Below are 22,028 nucleotides of genomic sequence, written 5' to 3'. Positions count from 1 at the left end.
TTTTTTAGTATTTTATATATGTAAATGTATCAAAAAAACAATAATAAAAAATAAAAATTTAAAAATATTTCCTATCTTTGAAATTATTTTTTATGATTATAAATTATTAAAATAATAATATCTTATAAAAAAATACAACAATTGTGTAAAAAAATACTAGTTTTATCTTTTTTTGTATAAATTTAAGTATTTATATTTAAAAAACTAGAAATTTATATATAGTATATAAAAGGAGGTTTTTTGATGGGACAAAGTGAAAATCATGGTTTAAAAAATAATTTTTTTACGCTTTTATTGCTGTCTTTTTGCGGATCTATTATTTATGGTTTACCTTATTTTAGAAAATACTATTACGATGATTATATGAATCTTTATCATCTTAACAATTTTGAAATGGGGCTTTTGGGCAGTGCTTATGGTTTACTTGGTTTGTTTTCTTATGCTTTGGGAGGTTATTTAGCGGATCGTTTTGCACCTAAAAAATTATTGATATTTTCTTTAGTTGCTACAGGATTAGGGGGTTTGTTGCATTTGTATTTTACTTCTTTAAATGCCTTGTTGGTTATTTATGGTTTATGGGGGATTACTTCTTTGTTGACTTTTTGGCCTTCTTTAATGAAAATAGTAAGAAGCTTGGCAAGTTCCAAAGAACAAGCCCGTGCTTATGGAATTTTTGAAGGTGGAAGAGGGGTTGTTGGTGCGGCACATTTGGCTATAGCTACAAGTATTTTTGGGTATTTTCAAACTCAGGCTCTTGCCAATAAAGGAATAGAGGTGATTATTATTTTTTACTCTTTAGCTCCTATTGTAAGTGCTGTTGTTTTGTTTTTTCTTTTAGAAGATAAAATAGAAGAAGCTAGTGAAAAATTACGACTTCAGGATTTGATCTTTCTTCTTAAAAATTCAGCCTTATGGCTTGTGGTAGCCATTACTTTTTGTACGTATTTTTTCAATATGAGTTTTTATTATTTTACCCCTTATGCAAGCAATGTTATAGGTACATCTGCTGTTTTTGCAGCTATTTTAACAGTTTTAGCACAATATATCCGTCCTGTTTCGTCTGTGATAGGTGGGTTTATAGCAGATGGTTATGGTAAAGCAAAGGTGATGATGATAGGCTTTATTTTAATGGGTATTGGAGTGGTATTTTTGATCTTAAGTTCTTATACAAGTGGTTTTTTGCAAATGAGTATTTTAACCTCTGCCTGTGTTGTGATTTATGTGGCTATGTATTCTAATTTTGGAATCTATTATTCTTTGTTGAGTGAGGGAAAAATTCCTATTCATTTGGCTGGTATGGCCATTGGTATTGTTTCTACATTTGGATATTTGCCTGAGGTCTTTGCGCCGCTTTTAGCAGGAGATTTGTTAGATAGATATCCTGGGGTGAAAGGTTTTTATATTTACTTTAGCATTATGATTGCAATGGCTTTTTTGGGTGTGATGTTTTGCTTGATTTGGATTAAAAAATACAACAAAAAGGAGAGAGTATGAAAGAGATTGTTTTGGATTTTAAAAACAAAGTTAAAGTTATAGAAAATGTATGGATTGAGTTAAAAGATGGAACTAAACTTTCATCTAGAATTTGGCTTCCCCAGGTTAAAGAAAAAGTACCTGCTATTTTAGAATATATTCCTTATAGAAAAAATGATGGTACAAGAGGTAGAGATGAACCTATGCATGGGTATTTTAGTGGAAATGGCTATGCGGTTGTTCGGGTTGACATTAGAGGGAGTGGGGAGTCTGATGGCTTGTTAAAAGATGAGTATTTAAAGCAAGAACAAGATGATGCTTTGGAAGTTATTGAATGGATAGCAAAGCAAGAATGGTGCAATGGTAATGTTGGTATGATGGGTAAATCATGGGGTGGATTTAATTCTTTGCAAGTTGCAGCAAGAAGACCTAAAAATTTAAAAGCTATTATAGTAGTAGGTTTTACTGATGATAGATACAATGAAGATATTCACTATAAAGGCGGATGTTTGCTTAATGATAATTTTTGGTGGGGCAATATTATGCTTGCATATCAATCACGTTTTGTCGATCCAAAAATTGATCCAAATGGCAGGGAAAAATGGTTAAATAGGCTTAAAAACATGCCTTTATGGCCTGCGCTATGGCTTGAACACACTTTAAAAGATGAATACTGGAAACATGGTTCTGTGGGAGAAAACTATGATGATATACAAGTTCCTGTGTTTGCGCTAGATGGTTGGGCTGATTCTTATACGAACACAGTGTTTAGTTTAATGAGGGGGTTAAAGGTGCCTAAAAAAGCTATTATAGGTCCTTGGGCTCATGTTTATCCTCATGATGGTACGCCTTTGCCTGCTATAGGTTTTTTACAAGAGGCACTAAAATGGTGGGATAAATGGCTTAAAAATGAGCCTAATGATGTGCTTGAAACACCGATGATACAAGCTTATATTGAAAATAGCTACAAACCTTACTCAAAAATAGAAAAAGTCCAAGGTCGTTTTATTGGCGTGGAGGATTTTAAGCAGCAAGTAAGTTATAAAAAATATTATTTAAATTTGCGTCAATTATCTTGTCAAAAATCTTATGACTTTGTAAAAATCAATACTCCATTAAACCATGGTCTTTTATCTGGTGAGTGGATGGGAGCAGGTGTTTTAGGTGAAAGCCCTTGTGATCAAAGGCTAGATGATGGAATGGCTGTGGTTTTTGAAAGTGAATGTCTAGAGCAAGATTTAGATGTTTTGGGTTTTCCTATCTTAAAAGTAAAACTTACAAGCGATCAAGAAAAAGCTATGCTTTTTGCTCAACTTAGCGAAGTAAGGGAAGATGGGTATGTTAAAAGAGTAAGTTATGGTGTTATAAATCTTGCGTTGAGTGATGATAATGAACAATTTGTGCCTTTAAAAAAAGATGAATTTGTTCAAAAACAAATCAAGCTTGATGCTTGTGGATATAGATTTGCCAAAGGTTCTAGAGTAAGATTATCATTAGCGAATTCTTTTTGGCCTATGTTTTGGCCTATGCCAAAAATTTCAACCTTAACTTTGGATTTAAGTGAGTGTGAATTTAATTTGCCATGTTTTAGTGGTAAAGACTGTGATAAAATCAATATGCAAGCTCAAAGCGCACCTTTAACACCAACAACACTTTTAGAAGAAGGCAGGGTTGATAGAAGTATTTCTTATGATATTTTAAATGATACTTGGACTTGCATTACAGATGGTGTAGGTGGTGTATTTGGAGAGGGTGTTTATAGGTTTGATGAGGTTGATGTTTTAGTAAAACATAATTTAAAAAGAGAATTAAAACTCCAAAACGAAAATCCTTTAAGCGCGCAATATACGATTACTCAAACCATGCAAATAGGACGTGAAGGTTGTATGATGGAAGCGGATATGGTCTTAACACAAACAAGTGACTTGGAGTATTTTTACATTAAAGGGGATATAAGAGTGAAAGAAAATGGTAAGCTTGTTTTTGATAAAAAATATAATTATAAAACTAAAAGAAATAGTTTGTAAAAAAGTCCAAAGTATTCACTTTGGACTTTTAGTTTTCTTGTAAATTTTTAGCTAAATCTTTAGCACCTTTTAAATCTACCTTACCTGAACCTAAAAGAGGAATTTGTTCTACTTTAAAATATTTACTTGGCTTAAAAATCGCAGGCATGGTGGAGTTTTTAATCGCTTCGCAAATTCCTTTGAAGTCTTGTTCTTGACACTCAATTAGTAAACACACCGCCTCACCTTTTTTATCATCTTCTAGCGCAACAGCGCAAAATTTTACCACTTCGGTGTTTATAAATTTAGCAATTTCTTCTTCTAAGGCTCCTAAAGATACCATTTCACCACCAACTTTTGCAAAACGAGAATAGCGATCTATGATATATAAAAAGCCATCTTCATCCACATGCCCTTTATCGCCAGTGTTATACCAACGTATGCCATCGATTTCTTTGATCACTTCATCAGTTTTTTCTTTGTTGTTTAAGTAGCCCACCATGACTTGATGACCGCCAATGAGTATCAAGCCATCTTCTCCATGATTTAAGCTTTTATAACTTGAAGGATCTACTATGCGTATTGCACTTCCTGGTAAAGGCATTCCTACGCTGCCTTCTTTGTTTGCACGGTGTAAAATCCAATAATCAGGGTCAAATTTATTTGGTAAATTTACACTTGCAACCGGAGTGGTTTCAGTGGCACCATAGCCTTCGAAAATAGGTTTTTTAAATTTCATTTCAAAAGCGGTTCTTACTTCGTTTTTAAGCTTTTCAGCACCTGAAACAATGATTCTTAAGCTTTCAAACATAATCGCATCAAGTTTTTTATTTCTTGCATAAATACCCAAGAAAGTTGAAGTACCACACATAATGCTTACATTATTTTTTGCTACAGCCTTAGCAACGCCTAGAGCATCGGTTGGATCTGCGTGAGTTACGCTTTTTATCCCTTCTAATAAAGGCAAAAATGTCGTTACGGTTAGCCCAAAAGCATGAAAAGGTGGTAAAGAGGATAAAACTACATCTTCATTCTTCGCACATAATACATCTGAAATTTGTGCTATATTGCTTAATATGTTGCGATTGTTTAGCATTACCCCTTTTGGCATTCCTTCACTACCGCTACTAAATAAAATAGCAGCTACGGCAAGATTTTGTTTATTAGGTGCAAATAATGTTTTTAACAAGCAAGTAGGCAAAATACTTACTAAAGTAAGCATAGAAAAGATTTTAAACTTTTGAGTTTTAAAACTTGCGATTACATCTTCCATGAAAATAAGTCTAACATGGGTTTCAAATTCTAATTTCGCACCTTTGCTTTCTAGCTTCTCTATAAATTTTCTAGAAGTGTAAATTTGTTGAATTTGAGAACTTTGTATAGCTTGGTTGATCGCTTTTGTTCCAGCGGTAAAATTTAAGTTTACTACGATTTTATTTGCAAGTAATACGCTTAAATTACAAAGTGAGCTAGCCATAGAAGCAGGGAGTAAAATTCCTATACATTCTTCTTTTGGCGCATAGCTTCCTTGGGTAGGTTGTATATTTAAATCATATGATCGGTTTTTGATAAAAGAACTAAAAACTAAGCTTAGAGCAAGCATTTTTCTATAAGTAATGCCTCCTATGAGTGGGTCAACAATGGCAATTTGATTTAAATTTCTTTTAGCGCTATCAATCCAAGCTCTAGCAATGGTATGCATGCTTTCACATTGAGATTTCCAAGCAACAAAAGAAAGTTCAAAAACTTTTGCTTTTACTACTTCTTTTTTAGAATGTATTGGCAAACTTTTTCCAAATGCAATAGCGATTTTTCTTTTGCTTATTTTGCGATTTCTTGCTGAAAATTCTTCATCGCTTCTTGAAAAAGCACTTCCCCAAAGCCCTTTGACGTAAAAAGGTAAAATCACTCCATCGCGTTCTTCTAGCTTGGAACAAACCAATTCAAAACCACCTTTAAATTCATTAAGCTGTCCATGGCGTGAAAGTACTCCTTCTGGGAAAAGACAAACTAGATTACCATTTTTAATATGCATAGCGATTAATTCTAAGCTTGATTTGCTTGAAGTGCTAGAAACAGGTATAACACCAAATTTGTCTAAAAATACTTTAATATACCATTTTGAATAAATGCTTCTTTCCATAACAAAATAAATTTTTCTCGGTATGGCCATTTGTACTATAGCCCAATCAATAAATGAGATATGATTTCCTAAAAGTAAAGCACCGCCTTTTTCAGGGATATTCTCAAAGCCTTCTACTAGTAAGCGATAGCGTTGAAAAAAGGCTAGGCTCATTAGCAAACGCACCAAAGAAAAAGGTAATTTACCAAGTACATAAATACTTCCTAGTAGTGCTACAACCATAATAAAATAAAACAAAGTACTTGCTTGTAATTCTAAATAAGCACCCAAGGTAGCTAACATTAAAAAGCCTAGCATAAAGACATTTTGAATGAAGTTGTTTCCAGCTAGTACCTTTCCTAGTTCATTTTCTTTAGCATGAAATTGTATGAGAGAATTTAAAGGTATGATGAAAAATGCACCACACAAGCCAAATACAAAAAATACTGCACTATAGCTTAATAAGGTTTCTAAAAACGGCATTAAAAGACTCATAAGAAAAATACCCAAAGCACCAAGAGGTATAAGACCTAATTCGATATAGTTTTTCGAAAATTTACCACTAATAAGCGATCCTATGATCACTCCTATGCCAGAAAAAGCTAAAGAACACTGTACATAAAAGGTATTTTCGATAAAAAGGTCATTTTTTGCATATACAGGAAAGCTTACTAGATATAGTTGTGATATAGCCCAAAAAAGTGAAATTCCTATAATACAAAGCCAAATGACCTTATGGGAAAATATAGTTTTTAAATTAGAAGCTAAAAGTTTTCCTTGAAAGTATTGTTTTTTATTAAAACTTAAATTTTTATCTTCTTCTTTTAAACTAGGGAGTTTATGTGCCAAAAAAAGTTCCAATAGTGAAAAGGCTATTAAAACAAAACCTAAAGGCGCTATTTGCTGTAAAACATCTGAACTATCGTTAAAATTTGAGTCAAAGAGCATTTCAAAACTTAGAGAAAATACTGCCATGCCTGCTAATATAGCTACTATACTAACAGCATTAACAGCTCCATTTCCCATGGCTAAGAGTTCTTTACCTACCAATTCTTTAATAAAGCCGTATTTAGCAGGAGAATACAAGGCAGATTGCACCCCCATAATAAAAGTCATAGCAAAAGCAAACCAAAATGCACCAAGATAATAACACAAGCAAATAATGCAGGTTAAAACCACAGAAAAATATGCAGACATCTTCATGATTTTATTTTTAGGGAATTTATCAGCTAAAAAACCTGAAGGTGAAAGCATAAGGACAAAGGGTAGAAGCATTAAGGCATTAACAATAGCGGTTAAAAAAAGTTGAGTGCTATCTTCATATACTTTATAGATAGTGTTTTGTATGATGATTTTGTGACCTAAGTCTACAAAAGCATTGATAAAAGCTACTGCCAAAAATGGCAGCACGCCAAAGATTTTTAAAAAATTTCCTTGCATTGAATACTCCATTTAACTTGAAAATCTTATTTTACTATATCAACATTAAATGAAGTTTTATGATTTTCAGTCTTTAAATTCTACCACTTCATCAAAAGCAAAACGGGCTTTTTGTGTGTTTGGGTTGGTATTTGTATGGCCTAGGGTGATTAGCATTGAAACTCTTTCTTTGTGAGTATCTAGTTGGAGATATTGGTTCATTTTTTCTTGATTAAAGCCTCCAATCACACATGAGCCTAAATTTAAACTATGAGCTGCATTGATGATATTTGCAATAGCAAGATAACTTTGTTCTTTTGCATAAATAAAACGCTGTTCTAAATTCATAGAATCTATAAATGGTTGATAGGTTTGAATGCGTTTATCAAGCTCTTCTTGACTTATATTGCGTTTTTTAAGTTTCTCTATAAAATAATCTTTAAAATCTGCTCTTGATATCACAACAATGATCGCAGCACAATCTGCAACATGGGTTTGATTGTTTGCAATGGTAGCGATTTCTTTTTTATGTTTTTCTTGCTGAAAGACAAAAAATTTCCATGGTTCAAGTCCCAAAGAACTAGGGGATAATCTAGCACATTCTAAGATGTATTCTAGGTTTTGCCTAGAAATGTTATCTTTAGTGTAAGATCTAATCGAAGCGCGATTTTGCATTAAATTTAAATAATTTTGCATGATGATTCCTTTTTTTGTTTTATCTTATATCTTATTAGCTTTTAAAATTGTTAAAATTATATTTTATTGCTACAATTTTATTTTTACTTCACACAAATGATTTAATATATTTATTTTTAAAGGTGAAAAATGAAAAAGATAATTTATTTAAGTATATTATTAATCACGCTTGCTTTGGGGGTGTATTTTTTCTTTTTTGCAAAAAAGCAAGAGTATAATTACTTAACTTATGAAGTTAAAAGACAGGATATAACTCAGAGTATAGAAGCAATTGGTGAGGTATATGCAAAAACTCAAGTAGATGTTGGTGCGCAGGTGAGTGGACAAATTACAAAGCTTTATGTGAAGTTGGGTGATCATGTTAATGAAGGAGATTTAATCGCTCAAATTGACAAAGATAAACAACAAAATGATTTAGATATCACAAAAGCTCAGCTTGAAAGTGCAAGGGCAAATTTAGAAAGTAAAAAAATTGCTCTTGAAATAGCCACAAAACAATATGAAAGAGAACAAAAGCTTTATGCTAAAAAAGCTACTTCTTTGGAAAATCTTGAAAATCTTAAAAATACCTTTTATGCTTTAAAAGCAAACGTAGCTGATTTAAAAGCTCAAACTACTCAACTTGAAATTTCTTTAAAAAATGCTCAAAAAGATTTGGCTTACACTACAATAACTGCTCCTAGTAAAGGTGAGATTATCAATGTGGCAGTTGAAGAGGGTCAAACTGTAAATGCAAATCAAAATACACCAAGTATAGTGCGTTTGGCTGATTTAAGTGAAATGGAAATTCGCATGCAAATAGCAGAAGCTGATATTAATAAAATTAGTGTGGGTAAAAAAGTTAAATTTAGCATTTTAAATGAACCGGATAAAAAATATGAAGCAGTGATTTCTAGTATAGATCCAGCTAATACCACTATAAGCGATGCAACAAGTAATACTAACTTAAACTCAAGCTCAAGCACTAGTACTAGTGCGGTGTATTATTATGCTAGGGTTTTTGTAAAAAATGATAATAATTTTTTACGTATAGGTATGAGTACTGAAAATGAAATAGCTATAAACACACAAAATCAGACTTTGGTGATACCTACTTTAGGGATAAAAAGTGATGCGAATGGTTATTATGTAGAAATTTTAAAAGCAGATGAAAGTAGCGTTAAAATGCCTGTAAAATTGGGTATAAAAGACAGCCTTAATACTCAAATTTTAGAAGGTATAAGTGAAGGTGATTTGGTAATTGTGGGTAAAAATAAAAAATGATATGCTTAGAAAATATTCAAAAAAAGATCAACCATACTACGATTTTAGAAAATATTAATCTTTATATTCAAAAAGGAGAATTTGTAGCTATCATTGGGCAATCAGGTAGCGGAAAAACTTCTCTTTTAAATATCATAGGTACGCTTGATGAACCAAGTAGTGGAAAGTATTTTTTAGATCAATATGAGGTAACTAAGCTTGATAAAGATGAAAAAGCAAGAATAAGGCGAGAAAAGATCGGTTTTATTTTTCAAAGATATAATTTACTTAGTCTTTTAAACGCTAAAGATAATGTAGCCTTGCCTGCTGTTTATGCGGGAAAAAACAAGCAAGAACGTCTTGAAAAAGCAAAAAAACTACTTTCTTTTTTGGAACTTGATCACAAAGAATTATCTAAACCAAATGAATTAAGCGGAGGACAGCAACAAAGGGTTTCCATAGCAAGAGCCTTGATGAATGGAGGAGAATTGATACTTGCTGATGAACCAACTGGAGCGCTTGATTCTAAAAGTGGAAAGATTGTTTTAGAAATTTTAAATAAACTCAACGAGCAAGGACATACTGTTGTTTTAGTTACTCATGATAGAGAGATTGCAGCAAAAGCAAAGAGGGTTATAGAAATTAAAGATGGTAAGATTATTAGTGATAGTGGTGTAAAAAAAGTAGAGAATTTTCAAGCTAGGGTTATGCCAAAAGAGAAAAAAAGTTTAGCTTTGCTTAAAAATCAACTCTTTGAAAGTTTAAAGATGTCTATTACATCAATTATCGCACATAAGTTACGTTCTTTGCTTACTATGCTTGGTATTATCATAGGGATAGCCTCTGTTGTTTGTGTAGTGGCTTTAGGTCTTGGTGCACAAGAAAGAATTCTAGCTTCGATTAATTCAATAGGTACAAATACCATAGAAATTGTATCAGGTAGAGATTTAGGAGATATAAGATCTGGTAGAACAACACTTAATCTAAGTGATTTAAAAACTTTAGATTCTTTGCCATATTTAGAAGCAGTTGAAGCTGAAATCGGTAGAGTTGGGGTGGTAACTTATAAAAACAATTCTTTGCAAGCAAGAATTCGTGGAGTAGGGCCAAATCATCTAAAACTAAGCGGATCTGTGATGGTTGATGGTAGGTTTATTAATGATGAGGATATTAAAGATAATGCAAATATTTGTATTGTAGATGAAAATACTTTAAGAATTTTGTTTGATAATATTAGCGCAAAAGATGTTTTAGGTAAAAGCATTATTTTTAATAAGCAACCTTTGATTGTTGTAGGGGTTTCTAAAGAGGTAGATAAAGATGATTTTGGTGCAGATGAAAATACTGTAAAAATTTTCACACCTTATTCTACTTTGATGAATAAAATCACAGGTGATAAAAGAATAAGAGTTATTGTCACTAAGGTAAAAGATGAGGTTGAGCCTTCATTGGCTGAAGAGGCTATTGTTAAAATTTTAGAAATTAAACGCGGAAAAAAAGATTTTTTTACAGTCAATCTAGACAAAATTAAACAAAAAATCGAAGAAAATACTGCTACATTGACTTTACTGATTTCTTCTATCGCAGTGGTATCGTTGATAGTAGGTGGTATTGGGGTGATGAATATCATGCTTGTTTCGGTGAGTGAGCGTACAAGAGAGATTGGAGTAAGAATGGCAATTGGCGCAAGAAAGGAGGATATTTTAATGCAGTTTTTAATCGAAGCTGTGTTAATTTGCTCCTTGGGGGCTATTTTAGGTGTAATGCTTTCTTTTGTGGTTATAGAAGTATTTAATTCTTTAAAAATTGGTTTTACCATGATACTTTCACTTGATTCGGTGTTTTTGGGACTTTTAAGTTCAGTTGTAATCGGCATTGTTTTTGGTTTTTTTCCAGCTAAAAATGCTGCAAATTTAAATCCTATCAGTGCTTTATCAAAGGAATAAAATGAAAATATTTTTATTGTTTTTTATGGCTTTTTTCTTAAGTGCTTGCGTAGGAGTGAAGTTAGAACAAGTATCTCAAGAGCAGATAAAAAAAGATTATTTTGAAGAGTTTAACGCAAGTAAAGCATGGTGGAAAAAATATAACAATCAAGACTTAAATCGTATTTTAGATGCTGTGATTGATAATAATAAAGATTTAAATATTGCAAGAGTAAATTTTTTAAGTACCTTAGCACGATACAAGCTTTTGAAGTTAGATTTATATCCTAGCTTAAGTGGTAATTTGGGTGCAAGTGTAAGAAAAAATTTAAGTAATGGTTTGCAAACACATGATTTTTCCAATGGGATTATGTTAAATTATGAGCTTGATATATATGGCAAAATTTCAGATCAAGTTGCAAGTTCTGAGTTTTTGGCAAAAGCAAGTGAGTATGAGTTGCGTGCTTTAGAGCTTGATACAATAAATTTAGCAATAAATGCAATTTTTGAATTGATTTACTTTAATGATGTGGATCATTTGTTAAATAATCACTTAAAAAATCTTGAAAAAATGCTAGAAATTTACACTACAAAATTAAATTATGGTAAGGTTGAATATATTGATCTTTTAAATATTAAAAAATCTTTACTAAATACAAGACAAAACATCATTGCAAATTTGCAAAATAAAGACTTAACGCTTAAAAATATTAAAGATCTGCTTGGTAGAGAAGATGAAAATTTGATCAATGCAATACTAGCTTATAGTTTAGATGATTTTTCTATGCACAAGCTTAATTTTGATATAGAATTAAATATGCTTGCTTATAAACCACAGGTGCAAGCAAAGTTAAATCAACTTAAAGCTTCTTATAAGGATTATTCAAGCATTCAAAAAGGTATTTTGCCTAGCATAAAAGTATTAGGTGCTTTAAATGGAAACCATACAGATATAGATGAGAGTTTTAAATTCTTATTTTTAGGTGGAAATGTAGCCATTGAACTTCCATTTTTGGACTTTTATAGAGTAAAACAAAATGTCAAAATTTCAGAATTAGCCTATCAAGCTCGTTTATTTGAATATAAAGATGTATTGCAAAAAGCCATTCATGAATTTAAACTTTGTTATGAAAATGATAGATATTATAATGATTTGTTAAATTTGGTAAAAGATATCAATGCAAATCAAGCAAAAATTACACAGCTTTATTATGAAAAGTATGAATTAGGGCGTAGTGAATTAAAAGATTACCTTGATGCAGATGCCTTGCTTATTAATTCACTTCAAGAACTTAGTAGAGCAAAGCTTTCCTTGCTTAAAAATATTAATTTATATCATAATATTGTTTTGATTTCAGAGTAAAATAGACTTAAAAATGTTTCATTTTGTAATATTGTAGTTAAAGTACAATATTAATTTGCGTTGTTTTAAAGTCATTTAGAATACAATTGATAAATAAATCAAACAAAGGAGAGATATGAAATTTGATTTTTATGCAACGCTAGTTACTATGGTTATAGTATTACTTTTAGGCGTTTTTGTCATTAAAAGGGTAAAATTCCTTCGTGATTATAACATCCCTGAGCCTGTTGTTGGCGGTGGAATTGCTGCGATTGTTCTTTTAATCTTACATAGTTCTTTTTCATTGAATATCAAATTTGATGAATCTATGAAAGATCCTTTAATGCTTGCATTCTTTTCAAGTATTGGTTTGCTAGCTGATTTTGCTTCACTAAAAAAAGGTGGAAGAAAATTAGCGATTTTCTTGGTAGTAGTAGTTGGTTTATTATTTGCACAAAATATTGTTGGTATAGGTGTAGCAACTGCTATGGGACAAAATCCACTTATGGGGCTTATTGCAGGTTCTGTTACAATGAGCGGTGGACACGGTACGGGTGCAGCTTGGGCGGCTGAATTTATCAAAGAACCTTACCTTTATTCAAGTGCAACTACAGTTGCTATTGCGTGTGCAACATTTGGTCTTATTTCGGGTGGTATCATTGGTGGACCGGTTGCAAGATACCTAGTCAATAAGCATAAACTAGTGGTTCCAAAACAAAACGATGATAAAGATGCGATTTTAAATTTCCAATCTCCAGAAAAAGAAAGATTAATCACTCCATCTTCTTTTATAGAGTCTTTAGCATTGATTGCTTTGTGTTTGTTAATAGGTAGTGCTTTATCTGCTTATATTAAAACCAATACAGGGTTTACTTTGCCAACTTTTGTTTATTGTCTTTTTGTGGGTGTGGTTTTAAGAAATGTTTTATCAGCTACAAAAATTCATCATGTGTTTGATAGAGAAGTGTCAGTTTTAGGTAATGTGAGCTTGTCTTTATTTTTAGCTTTAGCATTGATGACAATTAATCTTTGGGATTTAGTTACCCTAGCTTTACCAATGCTAGTTATCTTAGTAGTACAAGTTGCAATGATGGCGGCTTTTGCTATATTTATTACTTTTAGAGTGTGTGGAAAAGACTATGATGCAGCGGTTTTAGCAGCAGGACATTGTGGTTTTGGTTTAGGGGCTACTCCAACAGCTATGGTAAATATGCAAACTGTAACAAATCACTATGGTATGAGCCACATGGCGTTTATTATCGTGCCTTTGGTGGGCGCATTCTTTATAGATATTGTGAATGCTTTAGTGATTAATGCTTTCTTATATCTACCATTTTTCCATTAAAATCATCTAGCACTAAATTAGTGCTAGATTAATTTTTTATCTTTACTCTTACATAAATGATTTAAAAAGCACTCTTTGCACAAAGGATTTTTAGCCTTGCATGTATAGCGTCCAAAAAGCACCATAGCTTGATGGAGATAGTTGAGATTGTCTTTAAAAATTTTAGTTAAGTCTTTTTCAGTTTCTTCAGGAGTTTTAGCCTTGCTAAGATGAAGTCTATGTGAAACTCTAAAAACATGGGTGTCAACAGCCATGCAATTAGCCCCACACCATTCTATCATCACTACATGTGCGGTTTTTTGTCCTACTCCTGCCAGACTTTTTAAATCTTGCTCATTTAGAGGAATTTCGCCATTAAACTGTCCGCAAACTGCTTGAGCCATTTTGATTAAATTTTGCGCTTTGTTGTTATAAAATGAGCAAGAATTAATCAAAAGCTTCAAAGATGATAAGTTTGCCTTAGCCAAATCTTGTACGCTAGGATAAGCTTTAAATAAAGCAGGTGTGATGAGATTAACCCTTTTATCAGTACATTGTGCTGAAAGCATAACACAAACTAAGAGTTCATAGGCATTGGTGAAAACTAATTCTGTTTTTGCTTGTCCAAAATGCTGTAAAAATAATTCTTTAATTTCTAAATTTCTTTTCATAAACTTATTGTATGTTAATCGGCTTTAAATAAAGTTTAGATATAATAAAATTAACAAAACTATTTCAAAAGGAAAAACAATGAAAAAAATTTCTTTAGTTGCTGCGGCTTTGTTGACAGGTTTGAGTTTGAATGCTGCGGTGGTTGCAACCCTTGATGGAAACAACATTAGCGATACGGAAGTTAATGAATTTTTTGCTCCTATGTTAAGAGGTGCTAAAATCAACGATTTGCCAGCTGAGCAAAAAAAAGCAATCATTGATCAATACATCATTCAACAACTTGTATTAAAAGATGCTAAGGCTCAAAAAATTGAAAACGACCCTTCTTATAAAGAAGAATTAGAGCGTGCTAAAGAAGCTATTTTGGTAAATATCTACCAAAAGAAAATTTTCGATTCTATTAAAAATAACGATGCGAAAGCTAAAAAATACTACGAAGCAAATAAAGATAAATTTACTAAACCAGCTCAAGTAAAAGCTAAACATATTTTAGTAACTAATGAAAAAGAAGCTAAAGATATCATTGCTCAGCTTAGTAAACTAAGCGGAAAAGCTCTAAATGATAAATTTGCTCAACTTGCAAAAGAAAAATCAATAGATAAAGGTTCTTCAGCTCAAGGTGGTGATCTTGGTTGGTTTGCTGAATCAACTATGGTAAAACCATTTGCTGATGCGGCTTTTTCTATGAAAAAAGGTACTATTTCTAAAACTCCTGTGAAAAGTGATTTTGGGTATCATGTTATCTTAAAAGAAGATGCAAGAGCAAAAAGCACTGTAGGATTTAATGAAGTAAAAGCAGGTATAGAAAATACAATTAAAATGGAAGAATTTAAAGAGCTTATGAATAAAAAAGCTCAAGATCTTCTTCAAAAAGTAAAAGTGGAATACAAATAATGGGCGTATTAGATCTTGTTAAGCCAGGTGTGTTAAGTGGTGATGATCTAAATATCGTATATAATTATGCAAAAAAAGAAGGTTTTGCTATCCCTGCGGTGAATGTCGTAGGGACAAATTCTATCAATGCGGTTTTAGAAAGCGCTAAAAAAGTTAATTCGCCTGTGATTATTCAATTTTCAAATGGTGGAGCTAAATTTGTAGCGGGAAAAGCTTGCCCAAAAGCTGATGTACTTGGTGCAATAAGTGGTGCAAGACATGTGCATTTAATGGCAAAAGCTTATGGCGTGCCTGTGATTTTACATACAGATCATGCTGCTAGAAAATTACTTCCTTGGATTGATGCTTTAATTGAGGCAAATATTGAGTTTAAAAAGGAAACAGGTAAACCTTTATTTAGCTCTCATATGATTGATTTAAGTGAAGAGGATTTAGAGAGTAATTTAAGCACGTGTGAAAATTACTTAAAACAAATGTCTGAACTTGGGATTTCTTTGGAGCTTGAGTTAGGGTGTACAGGTGGAGAAGAAGATGGAGTGGATAATACCAACATCGATAATGCAAAATTATACACTCAGCCTGAAGATGTAGCTTTAGCTTATGAAAGACTTTCTAAGATTAGTGATAGGTTTTCGATCGCGGCAAGTTTTGGTAATGTGCATGGAGTGTATAAACCAGGCAATGTAATTTTAAGACCTGAAATTCTTAAAAATTCTCAAAATTATGTAAAAGAAAAATTTGGCTTAAGTGAAGAAAAACCGATCAATTTTGTCTTTCATGGCGGTAGTGGAAGTGATATAGAAGATATCAAAGCAGCACTTAGCTATGGCGTGATTAAGATGAATATAGACACAGATACTCAATGGGCTTTTTGGGATGGCGTGAGAGAGTATGAGTTTAAAAATAAAGCTTATTTGCAAGGGCAAATTGGCAATCCTGAGGGCGATGATAAGCCAAATAAAAAATACTACGATCCAAGAGTATGGCTTAGAGCGGGCGAAGAAAGTATGATCAAACGCTTAGAGTGTGCTTTTAGCGATTTAAATTGTATCGATAGAAACTAAGAGTTTTATAACTCTTAGTTGATTTTCCTGTGAAGATTTTCAATTTTTAGAGTAAAATTAACAAAGGTTTATAAAATGGAAGTTAAAACAACTGATGATTTTTCTGATCTTGTATTGCCTGAAGGAAAAGGTAGTACAGGGATTGTTGCGTATTTAAAGATTATATTTATCCCTGCTATGTTGTATATTTTGGTTCTTTTGGGGTATTTTGGTAAGATTGATTTTAAAGTAGAATTACATAGTGTTGTAATGATAGGGATTATCTTTTTAGTGGCTTTGATTTTTGCAAGACATAGTGCTGATTATGCTTCGAGTATTTTCGAGCAGCAAAAAGATGAATTTAAGCTTATTTTAAAACGCTACATTATGAAGCATTTTTTAGTTATAGGTAAAGAGACAAAATCTAACGCGAGTTTTGATGATTTTGCTTATGCTTATGTGAAAGATCTAAGAAATGAAAATTTTGCTTCTGTAGGCGCAGCTATTTTTCCTATGCTCGGTATTTTGGGGACTTTTATAAGTATAGCAATGTCTATGCCTAATTTTAATTCAAGTGATACAGCAGGCTTAGAGCAAGAAATTTCAGTTTTACTCAATGGAGTAGGAACTGCCTTTTATGTTTCAATCTATGGAATTTTTTTAGCACTTTGGTGGATATTTTTCGAAAAATATGGCAGTAGTAAATTTCAAAAACTCTTAAATCGTCAAAAAAATGCAACAAGTGATTTTTTCTGGTCTAAAGAAGAAATCGACAGAAAATACCTTCAGGAAAGTTTGCAACACTTTGAAAAAATTGGCACGATTTTTGAGCATGTTAGCAATGAAGAGTTTTTCAAAGAATTAGATCATACAATAGATAGAAAATTTAAGGTTTTTCAAGAACTTGTAAATGCTGAAGAAAAGGCTGTAAGATTAAGCAGTGAGCATGTGAAACAAACTATGAGTGATTTATCTAAAACCCAAAGAGAACAAAAGGACATCGTGAAAACTTATAGTGAAATCGCAAATGCGGTTAATATGTTAAATTCAAATATTAAAGAATTAACTTTGAGAATTTCAGAGCAATACAATAGACTTTTAGATGTGAGTTCGGATAAAATTGTTCATCTAGATAAAAGCGTGAGTGCTTTAGATGATAAAGTGAATAATTTTTCAAATAATATAGAAAAATATCAAAATCTTATGCTTGATAATCAAACCAAGCTTTTTGAAGGTTTTAAAGCAAGTATTATAGAAGGAATGCATACTTTTAAAGAAGCCTATGAAGATGAGAAAAATATCGATGAAAAAATTTCTTTAATGCAAGAATTTAAAGAAGAAAGCAAAGAATTAGATGAGCAAACCTCGCAAGTGATAGCCAAACTTGAAAATCAAAAAGAAGATGAAAAAGTAGATGATAAAAAATAATTCTAATAGCGAAGAAAATAATTTTTGGATTGCTTATGCTGATTTAATGGCAGGTTTGCTTTTTATATTTATCTTGCTTATTGGTGCTATAGTAGTTAAGTATGTTTTAACTCAAAGTGACTTACAAACCATTAAGGAAAATTTACAAAAACAAGAAGAGCGTCTAAGAGAAAACAAAGAAGAATTAAATCAAAAAGAGGATATTTTAAAAAGCCTTAGTCAAAAGCTCAATACTACTTCAAGTACACTTGATGATGTTAGTAAACAAAAGCAAGCTTTAGAAGCAAATATCACAAAGCTTAATCAAGATTTAAATTCAAGTTTAGATGAAAAAGATCAACAAATTTTTGCCTTGCTTGAGAGGTTAAATAAAAAAGATGAAGAAATTAAAGAACTAGAACACAACTTTGAAGAAGCTAAGTCCAAAATCAAAGAATTAGGCCTAATCAAAGAAAATACCATTAAAAATCTTCAAGCCAAATTTGATACAAATATCACTTTGGATTCTAATTCAGGTGCGATAGTTTTACCTTCTGAAGTACTTTTTGATACCAATTCTTTTACTTTAAAAGCACAAGCAAAAGAAAATTTAAAGGTGATCTTAACACAGTATTTTGATAATATCTTAAAAGATGAAAATATCTTAAACAGTATAGAAAATATAGTGATAGAAGGTCACACAGATAGTGCGGGTTCTTATATATACAACCTTGATTTATCGCAAAAGAGAGCTTATGCGGTGATGAGTTTTATCCATTCATTTTATAAAGATCCAAGATTGCAAAAGCTTTTAATGGCAAGTGGTAGGTCTTACTCTGATGTGATTATGAAAGATGGTAAAGAAGATAAAGAAGCAAGCCGTAGGATAGAGATAAAATTTAATATCAATACAAATAATGCTTTAGAAAAGGTTGAAAAATACCTTGATAGCAAGTAGAATTGATGTTGTAAAATACAAAGATTTTGAATTTTTACTCAAAAGAGATGATTTACTAGGTTATATCAACGGAAACAAGGCTAGGAAGCTAGCCTTGTTTGAAAAAAATAAACATTTATTCAAAAAAGGACAAAGATTTATTTCTTTTGGTTCTTCTCAAAGCAATGCCTTGGTTGCTTTGGCTAAATTTTGCTATGAGAATGATTTTTTGCTTATTTTTGTTTGTGAAAAAATTAGTACTTTTTTAAAAGAAAACCCCCATGGTAATTTAGAGTTTGCTTTAAAACATAATGTTATCTTAGTGGAAAATGAGAGCTATCCCACAAGAAGATTACAAGCCTTGGCTTTAAAAAAAGATGATGATATTTTCATAGAAGAGGGTGTGGCTATAAAAGAAGCTGAGTTTGGCTATAAACAACTTGCTTTAGAGCTTAGTGAACAATTAAACGAAAATGTAAGTATTTTTTTACCCTCAGGCACAGGAACTTCTGCGGCTTTTTTGGCTAAACATAGTCAATTTAAAGTGTTTACATGTGCTTGTGTAGGCGATAGTGCGTATTTAAAAGAACAAATCTTAGCTTTGGAACCAAATTATGATTTTAATAATTTAACTATATTAAATCCACTTAAAAAATATCATTTTGCTAAACCATATTTGGAATTATATGAGCTTTATGATGATTTAAAAAGAGAGTGTAAAGTAGAGTTTGATTTGCTTTATGATATGGTAGGCTTTAAAACTTTATTAGCCCATAAAGAACAACTCGGTGAAAAAATCTTATATATCCATCAAGGAGGCCTTGAGGGAAATATAAGTATGTTAAAACGCTATGAGTATAAATTTAAAAATCAAAAAATACCATAATAAAAAATCACTAAGATAATCAAAGGTATAATGAATTTAACATAGTAATACCACAGTGTAAAAATATTGCCTTTTAAGGTATTTTGGTTGGAAAGCTCATAAATAGCATCTTTTTTTAGCACCCAACCTACATAAATGCAGCAAAAAAATGCAGTTAAAACAAAAAAGATATTTCCACTGATAAAATCAAAACTATCAAAGATATTCTTTCCCTTAATGATGGTGATATCTCTTAAAGGACCATAGGTAAGTATACAAGGTAAATTTCCTAATATAAAAATGGTTCCAAGTGTGAGGTTAATCGCAGTATTTTTAGCCAGTTTAAATTTTTCCTCTAAAACACTAATGATCACTTGATAAATTGGTAAACTAGTAGTAAGCGCAGCAATGATCAAAAGTAAAAAGAAAAATACACAAATTAAACCGCCAAAAGGTATATGTGAAAATGCTACAGGCAGGGTTTTAAAAACCAAAGATGGACCGCTATCAGGGGTTAGACCTACACTAAATAAAGCAGGGAAAATCATAAATCCAGCAAGCACTGCTATAAGAGTGTTTAAGATCCCAGTATAGATAGAAGTTTTGATCAAATTTTCATTTTTTTTAAGATGAGAAGATAGGGTAATCATTACACCAAAACCTAAAGAAAGTGCAAAAAATACTTGTCCTAAAACATCTATAAATAACTTAGGAGTGATCTTAGAAAGATTAGGGGTAAGGTAAAATTTCACACCTTCACTTGCACCATCAAGAGTTAAATTGCGTGCAACAACGATCAAAAGACAGATAAATAAAAATGGCATAAGATATTTTACGGATTTTTCTATGCCATCAATGATACCTTTTTTTAAAATAATCCAATTAATCGCCACAAAAATTGTGGTAAAAACACCTATTAATAAAGGGTTGTTTTCGATAGTTGTATTGTAAAATTCACTAGTATATTGAGCATCAATTGGTGTTGAAAGATTGAAATCACCTATGATGATCTTAAAAATATAAGCCAAGACCCAACCACCTATAACCATATAATAAGCCATAATTCCAAAACTACCCAAAAGCCCCATATAGCCAACGCCTTGCCATGGGCGTGCTATTTTGACACCATTATTGGTTTTTCCACCAAAAGCGTCAACTGAATTTAGCATTCTGCGTCTTCCTATGACATTTTCCACTAAAATTACGGGAATTCCTATAAAAATCATTGCGATACAAAAGGCTAAAACATAAGCACCACCACCATTTTCACCTACTAAATACGGAAAACGCCAGGTAGCTCCAAAACCTATCGTTGCTCCTGCGACAGTGAGTATGTAAGTTAGCGTGTTGCTCCAAGTTTGTCTTTGCATGCTTTTTTCCTTACTAAAATTAAATAAAAAATATTTTAAGATAAAAAATAATACCATTATGCCAAATTTTTATTTATTTTTTTATCAAATTAAAGGAAAATCCATGCAAAAAAAGAAAATTTTGTTTTTAGGCGCAGGATATGCTACCTTATCAGCGATAAAAGCTCTACCAGATGAATTGTTTGAAAAAGTACAGGTAAGTTTGATTAGTAATTATTCATATCATTATCACACTATTTTATTACATAAAGTAGCTTCTAATGAAGATATTTATAGCTCAAAATACGATCTTTTGCCTTTGCTGAATCCAAAAATCAATTTTATTCAAGATAAAGTTTTAAAAATTTCTAAAGACAAAGTTTTTACTCAAAATGGCGAATTTGATTTTGATATTTTAGTGTGTGGGCTTGGTTTTGCTAAGGAAACTTTCGGTATCAAAGGTATGCAAGAATATGCTTTGAGTATAGATAATTATGAAAATGCTTTAAAAATTAATGAAGTCATTTATAATAAAATCCAAGACTACAAAAACACTCACAATGAAGATGATTTAAAAATCACAGTCTGCGGTGGGGGGTTAAGCGGAGTGGAATTTGTAGCTTCTTTAGCTAAAGAGCTTAAGACTTTTTGTCAAAAAGAACAGATCGATCATAATAAAATAGAACTTTCCCTTATTGAAGCTATGGATCAAATCCTACCGATGTTTGAAAAGAAACTAGCCTTAAAAGCAAAGCAAAGATTGGAGCAACTTGGTGTTAAAGTTTATGAAAAATCAAAAATTATAGAGTGTGAGAAAAATGGTATCAAGCTTGATGGAGGTATGTTTATTAAGGCAAACACTATCATTTGGACCGCTGGGGTTAGAGGCAATAGCGTAATCGAAAATAGCACAGATTTTCCAAGTGCAAGATCTCGTGTAGAAGTAGATGCTTTTATGCATCCATTAAATGTAGAAAATGCATCAAAGTATTTTTTTATCGGGGATAATAGCTTATTTAAAGATCCTAAAACCAATGCTCCTTATCCACCAACTGCACAACTTGCATTAAGAGAAGGTGCTTATGTGGCTAAAGCTTTAAAGGCTTTGGTAGATGAGGAGGAATTTAAGCAAGAATTTTCTTTTGTAAGTGGAAATACGGTTTGTTCTATTGGTAATGATTATGCTGTTGGTACGGTTTTACATAAACCAATTAGCGGTTATTTAGCGATCAAGCTTAAAATTTTTATAGAGAAATTGTGGCAATACCAACTTGAAGGAATAAAAGGTTTTTTCAAATAAAATTAATTTAAA

Annotated in this window: 16 protein-coding genes; 12 read left to right on the top strand and 4 right to left on the bottom strand. The window is 31.7% G+C overall.

The features are described 5' to 3' along the window. The first annotated feature begins 243 nt into the window (after positions 1–243). Both A0083_RS04850 and A0083_RS04845 read left to right on the top strand, forming a co-directional pair. A complete protein-coding gene (locus tag A0083_RS04850; RefSeq protein WP_197552534.1) occupies positions 244–1,494 on the top strand; it encodes an MFS transporter in 1,251 nt (416 codons plus the stop codon). Then, on the top strand, positions 1,491–3,500 hold the full coding sequence (locus A0083_RS04845) for a CocE/NonD family hydrolase (RefSeq protein ID WP_197552532.1): 2,010 nt from the start codon (positions 1,491–1,493) through the stop codon (positions 3,498–3,500). The genes A0083_RS04850 and A0083_RS04845 overlap by 4 nt, the downstream gene beginning before the upstream one ends. A gap of 28 nt (positions 3,501–3,528) precedes the next feature. On the opposite strand, the gene A0083_RS04840 is transcribed toward A0083_RS04845, so the two are convergent. Together A0083_RS04840 and A0083_RS04835 are read right to left on the bottom strand one after the other, a co-directional pair. Further along, on the bottom strand, positions 3,529–7,041 hold the full coding sequence (locus A0083_RS04840; RefSeq protein WP_197552530.1) for an acyl-[ACP]--phospholipid O-acyltransferase: 3,513 nt from the start codon (positions 7,039–7,041) through the stop codon (positions 3,529–3,531). A gap of 66 nt (positions 7,042–7,107) precedes the next feature. Further along, on the bottom strand, positions 7,108–7,716 hold the full coding sequence (locus A0083_RS04835) for a nitroreductase family protein (protein WP_197552528.1): 609 nt from the start codon (positions 7,714–7,716) through the stop codon (positions 7,108–7,110). A 129-nt stretch (positions 7,717–7,845) separates the two neighbouring features. Between A0083_RS04835 and A0083_RS04830 the strand changes: the two genes are divergently transcribed. The 4 genes from A0083_RS04830 (at position 7,846) to gltS (ending at position 13,570) form a co-directional block, all read left to right on the top strand. Then, on the top strand, positions 7,846–8,979 hold the full coding sequence (locus tag A0083_RS04830) for an efflux RND transporter periplasmic adaptor subunit (RefSeq protein WP_197552526.1): 1,134 nt from the start codon (positions 7,846–7,848) through the stop codon (positions 8,977–8,979). Beyond that, positions 8,976–10,904: an ABC transporter permease gene (locus tag A0083_RS04825; RefSeq protein ID WP_197552524.1), complete on the top strand. Its 1,929-nt coding sequence runs from the start codon at positions 8,976–8,978 to the stop codon at positions 10,902–10,904. Before A0083_RS04830 ends, A0083_RS04825 begins: the two co-directional genes overlap by 4 nt. 1 nt (position 10,905) lies before the next feature. Further along, positions 10,906–12,246, top strand: a complete 1,341-nt coding sequence (locus A0083_RS04820) for a TolC family protein (RefSeq protein ID WP_197552522.1) — start codon at positions 10,906–10,908, stop codon at positions 12,244–12,246. 115 nt (positions 12,247–12,361) lie between these two features. Then, positions 12,362–13,570 (top strand): sodium/glutamate symporter, encoded by a 1,209-nt coding sequence (gltS, locus tag A0083_RS04815; RefSeq protein ID WP_120759178.1) that lies wholly within the window; start codon positions 12,362–12,364, stop codon positions 13,568–13,570. 23 nt (positions 13,571–13,593) lie between these two features. Here the strand turns inward: gltS and nth are convergent, their stop codons facing one another. Then, the gene (gene nth / locus A0083_RS04810) at positions 13,594–14,220 is read right to left on the bottom strand and encodes an endonuclease III (protein WP_197552520.1); all 627 of its coding nucleotides are present in this window, start codon (positions 14,218–14,220) and stop codon (positions 13,594–13,596) included. 79 nt (positions 14,221–14,299) lie between these two features. On the opposite strand from nth, the gene A0083_RS04805 reads away from it, so the two are divergent. The 5 genes from A0083_RS04805 to A0083_RS04785 all read left to right on the top strand — a co-directional run bounded on the left by A0083_RS04805 (position 14,300) and on the right by A0083_RS04785 (position 19,388). Next, on the top strand, positions 14,300–15,115 hold the full coding sequence (locus tag A0083_RS04805; RefSeq protein WP_197552518.1) for a peptidylprolyl isomerase: 816 nt from the start codon (positions 14,300–14,302) through the stop codon (positions 15,113–15,115). Continuing rightward, on the top strand, positions 15,115–16,179 hold the full coding sequence (fbaA, locus tag A0083_RS04800) for a class II fructose-bisphosphate aldolase (protein WP_120759173.1): 1,065 nt from the start codon (positions 15,115–15,117) through the stop codon (positions 16,177–16,179). The genes A0083_RS04805 and fbaA overlap by 1 nt, the downstream gene beginning before the upstream one ends. A 75-nt stretch (positions 16,180–16,254) precedes the next feature. Beyond that, the gene (locus A0083_RS04795) at positions 16,255–17,586 is read left to right on the top strand and encodes a MotA/TolQ/ExbB proton channel family protein (protein WP_120759171.1); all 1,332 of its coding nucleotides are present in this window, start codon (positions 16,255–16,257) and stop codon (positions 17,584–17,586) included. Continuing rightward, entirely contained in the window at positions 17,573–18,523 is a 951-nt protein-coding gene (locus A0083_RS04790) for an OmpA family protein (RefSeq protein WP_120759169.1), read from the top strand. Before A0083_RS04795 ends, A0083_RS04790 begins: the two co-directional genes overlap by 14 nt. After that, positions 18,510–19,388, top strand: a complete 879-nt coding sequence (locus A0083_RS04785) for a 1-aminocyclopropane-1-carboxylate deaminase/D-cysteine desulfhydrase (protein ID WP_197552516.1) — start codon at positions 18,510–18,512, stop codon at positions 19,386–19,388. Before A0083_RS04790 ends, A0083_RS04785 begins: the two co-directional genes overlap by 14 nt. Here the strand turns inward: A0083_RS04785 and A0083_RS04780 are convergent. Next, the gene (locus A0083_RS04780) at positions 19,373–20,737 is read right to left on the bottom strand and encodes a sodium-dependent transporter (protein ID WP_197552514.1); all 1,365 of its coding nucleotides are present in this window, start codon (positions 20,735–20,737) and stop codon (positions 19,373–19,375) included. The two genes, A0083_RS04785 and A0083_RS04780, sit on opposite strands and share 16 nt — an antisense overlap. A 103-nt stretch (positions 20,738–20,840) precedes the next feature. On the opposite strand from A0083_RS04780, the gene A0083_RS04775 reads away from it, so the two are divergent. Further along, on the top strand, positions 20,841–22,016 hold the full coding sequence (locus tag A0083_RS04775; protein ID WP_197552512.1) for an NAD(P)/FAD-dependent oxidoreductase: 1,176 nt from the start codon (positions 20,841–20,843) through the stop codon (positions 22,014–22,016). Positions 22,017–22,028: the final 12 nt, after the last annotated feature.

Source organism: Campylobacter sp. 2014D-0216 (genome assembly GCF_014931215.1).
Taxonomy (GTDB): Bacteria; Campylobacterota; Campylobacteria; order Campylobacterales; family Campylobacteraceae; genus Campylobacter_D.
The sequence above is the reverse complement of the archived record's forward strand: the minus strand, read 5'-3'. Positions and strand labels throughout refer to the sequence as shown.

What these genes read in the sequence shown, in the direction of transcription:
- A0083_RS04835 (WP_197552528.1), bottom strand. Translation starts at nt 7,716, where the DNA reads ATGCAAAATTATTTAAATTTAATGCAAAATCGCGCTTCGATTAGATCT.
- A0083_RS04795 (WP_120759171.1), top strand. Translation starts at nt 16,255, where the DNA reads ATGGAAGTTAAAACAACTGATGATTTTTCTGATCTTGTATTGCCTGAA.
- A0083_RS04820 (WP_197552522.1), top strand. Translation starts at nt 10,906, where the DNA reads ATGAAAATATTTTTATTGTTTTTTATGGCTTTTTTCTTAAGTGCTTGC.
- fbaA (WP_120759173.1), top strand. Translation starts at nt 15,115, where the DNA reads ATGGGCGTATTAGATCTTGTTAAGCCAGGTGTGTTAAGTGGTGATGAT.
- A0083_RS04840 (WP_197552530.1), bottom strand. Translation starts at nt 7,041, where the DNA reads ATGCAAGGAAATTTTTTAAAAATCTTTGGCGTGCTGCCATTTTTGGCA.
- A0083_RS04845 (WP_197552532.1), top strand. Translation starts at nt 1,491, where the DNA reads ATGAAAGAGATTGTTTTGGATTTTAAAAACAAAGTTAAAGTTATAGAA.
- A0083_RS04830 (WP_197552526.1), top strand. Translation starts at nt 7,846, where the DNA reads ATGAAAAAGATAATTTATTTAAGTATATTATTAATCACGCTTGCTTTG.
- nth (WP_197552520.1), bottom strand. Translation starts at nt 14,220, where the DNA reads ATGAAAAGAAATTTAGAAATTAAAGAATTATTTTTACAGCATTTTGGA.
- A0083_RS04775 (WP_197552512.1), top strand. Translation starts at nt 20,841, where the DNA reads ATGCAAAAAAAGAAAATTTTGTTTTTAGGCGCAGGATATGCTACCTTA.
- A0083_RS04825 (WP_197552524.1), top strand. Translation starts at nt 8,976, where the DNA reads ATGATATGCTTAGAAAATATTCAAAAAAAGATCAACCATACTACGATT.
- gltS (WP_120759178.1), top strand. Translation starts at nt 12,362, where the DNA reads ATGAAATTTGATTTTTATGCAACGCTAGTTACTATGGTTATAGTATTA.
- A0083_RS04805 (WP_197552518.1), top strand. Translation starts at nt 14,300, where the DNA reads ATGAAAAAAATTTCTTTAGTTGCTGCGGCTTTGTTGACAGGTTTGAGT.
- A0083_RS04790 (WP_120759169.1), top strand. Translation starts at nt 17,573, where the DNA reads ATGATAAAAAATAATTCTAATAGCGAAGAAAATAATTTTTGGATTGCT.
- A0083_RS04780 (WP_197552514.1), bottom strand. Translation starts at nt 20,737, where the DNA reads ATGCAAAGACAAACTTGGAGCAACACGCTAACTTACATACTCACTGTC.
- A0083_RS04850 (WP_197552534.1), top strand. Translation starts at nt 244, where the DNA reads ATGGGACAAAGTGAAAATCATGGTTTAAAAAATAATTTTTTTACGCTT.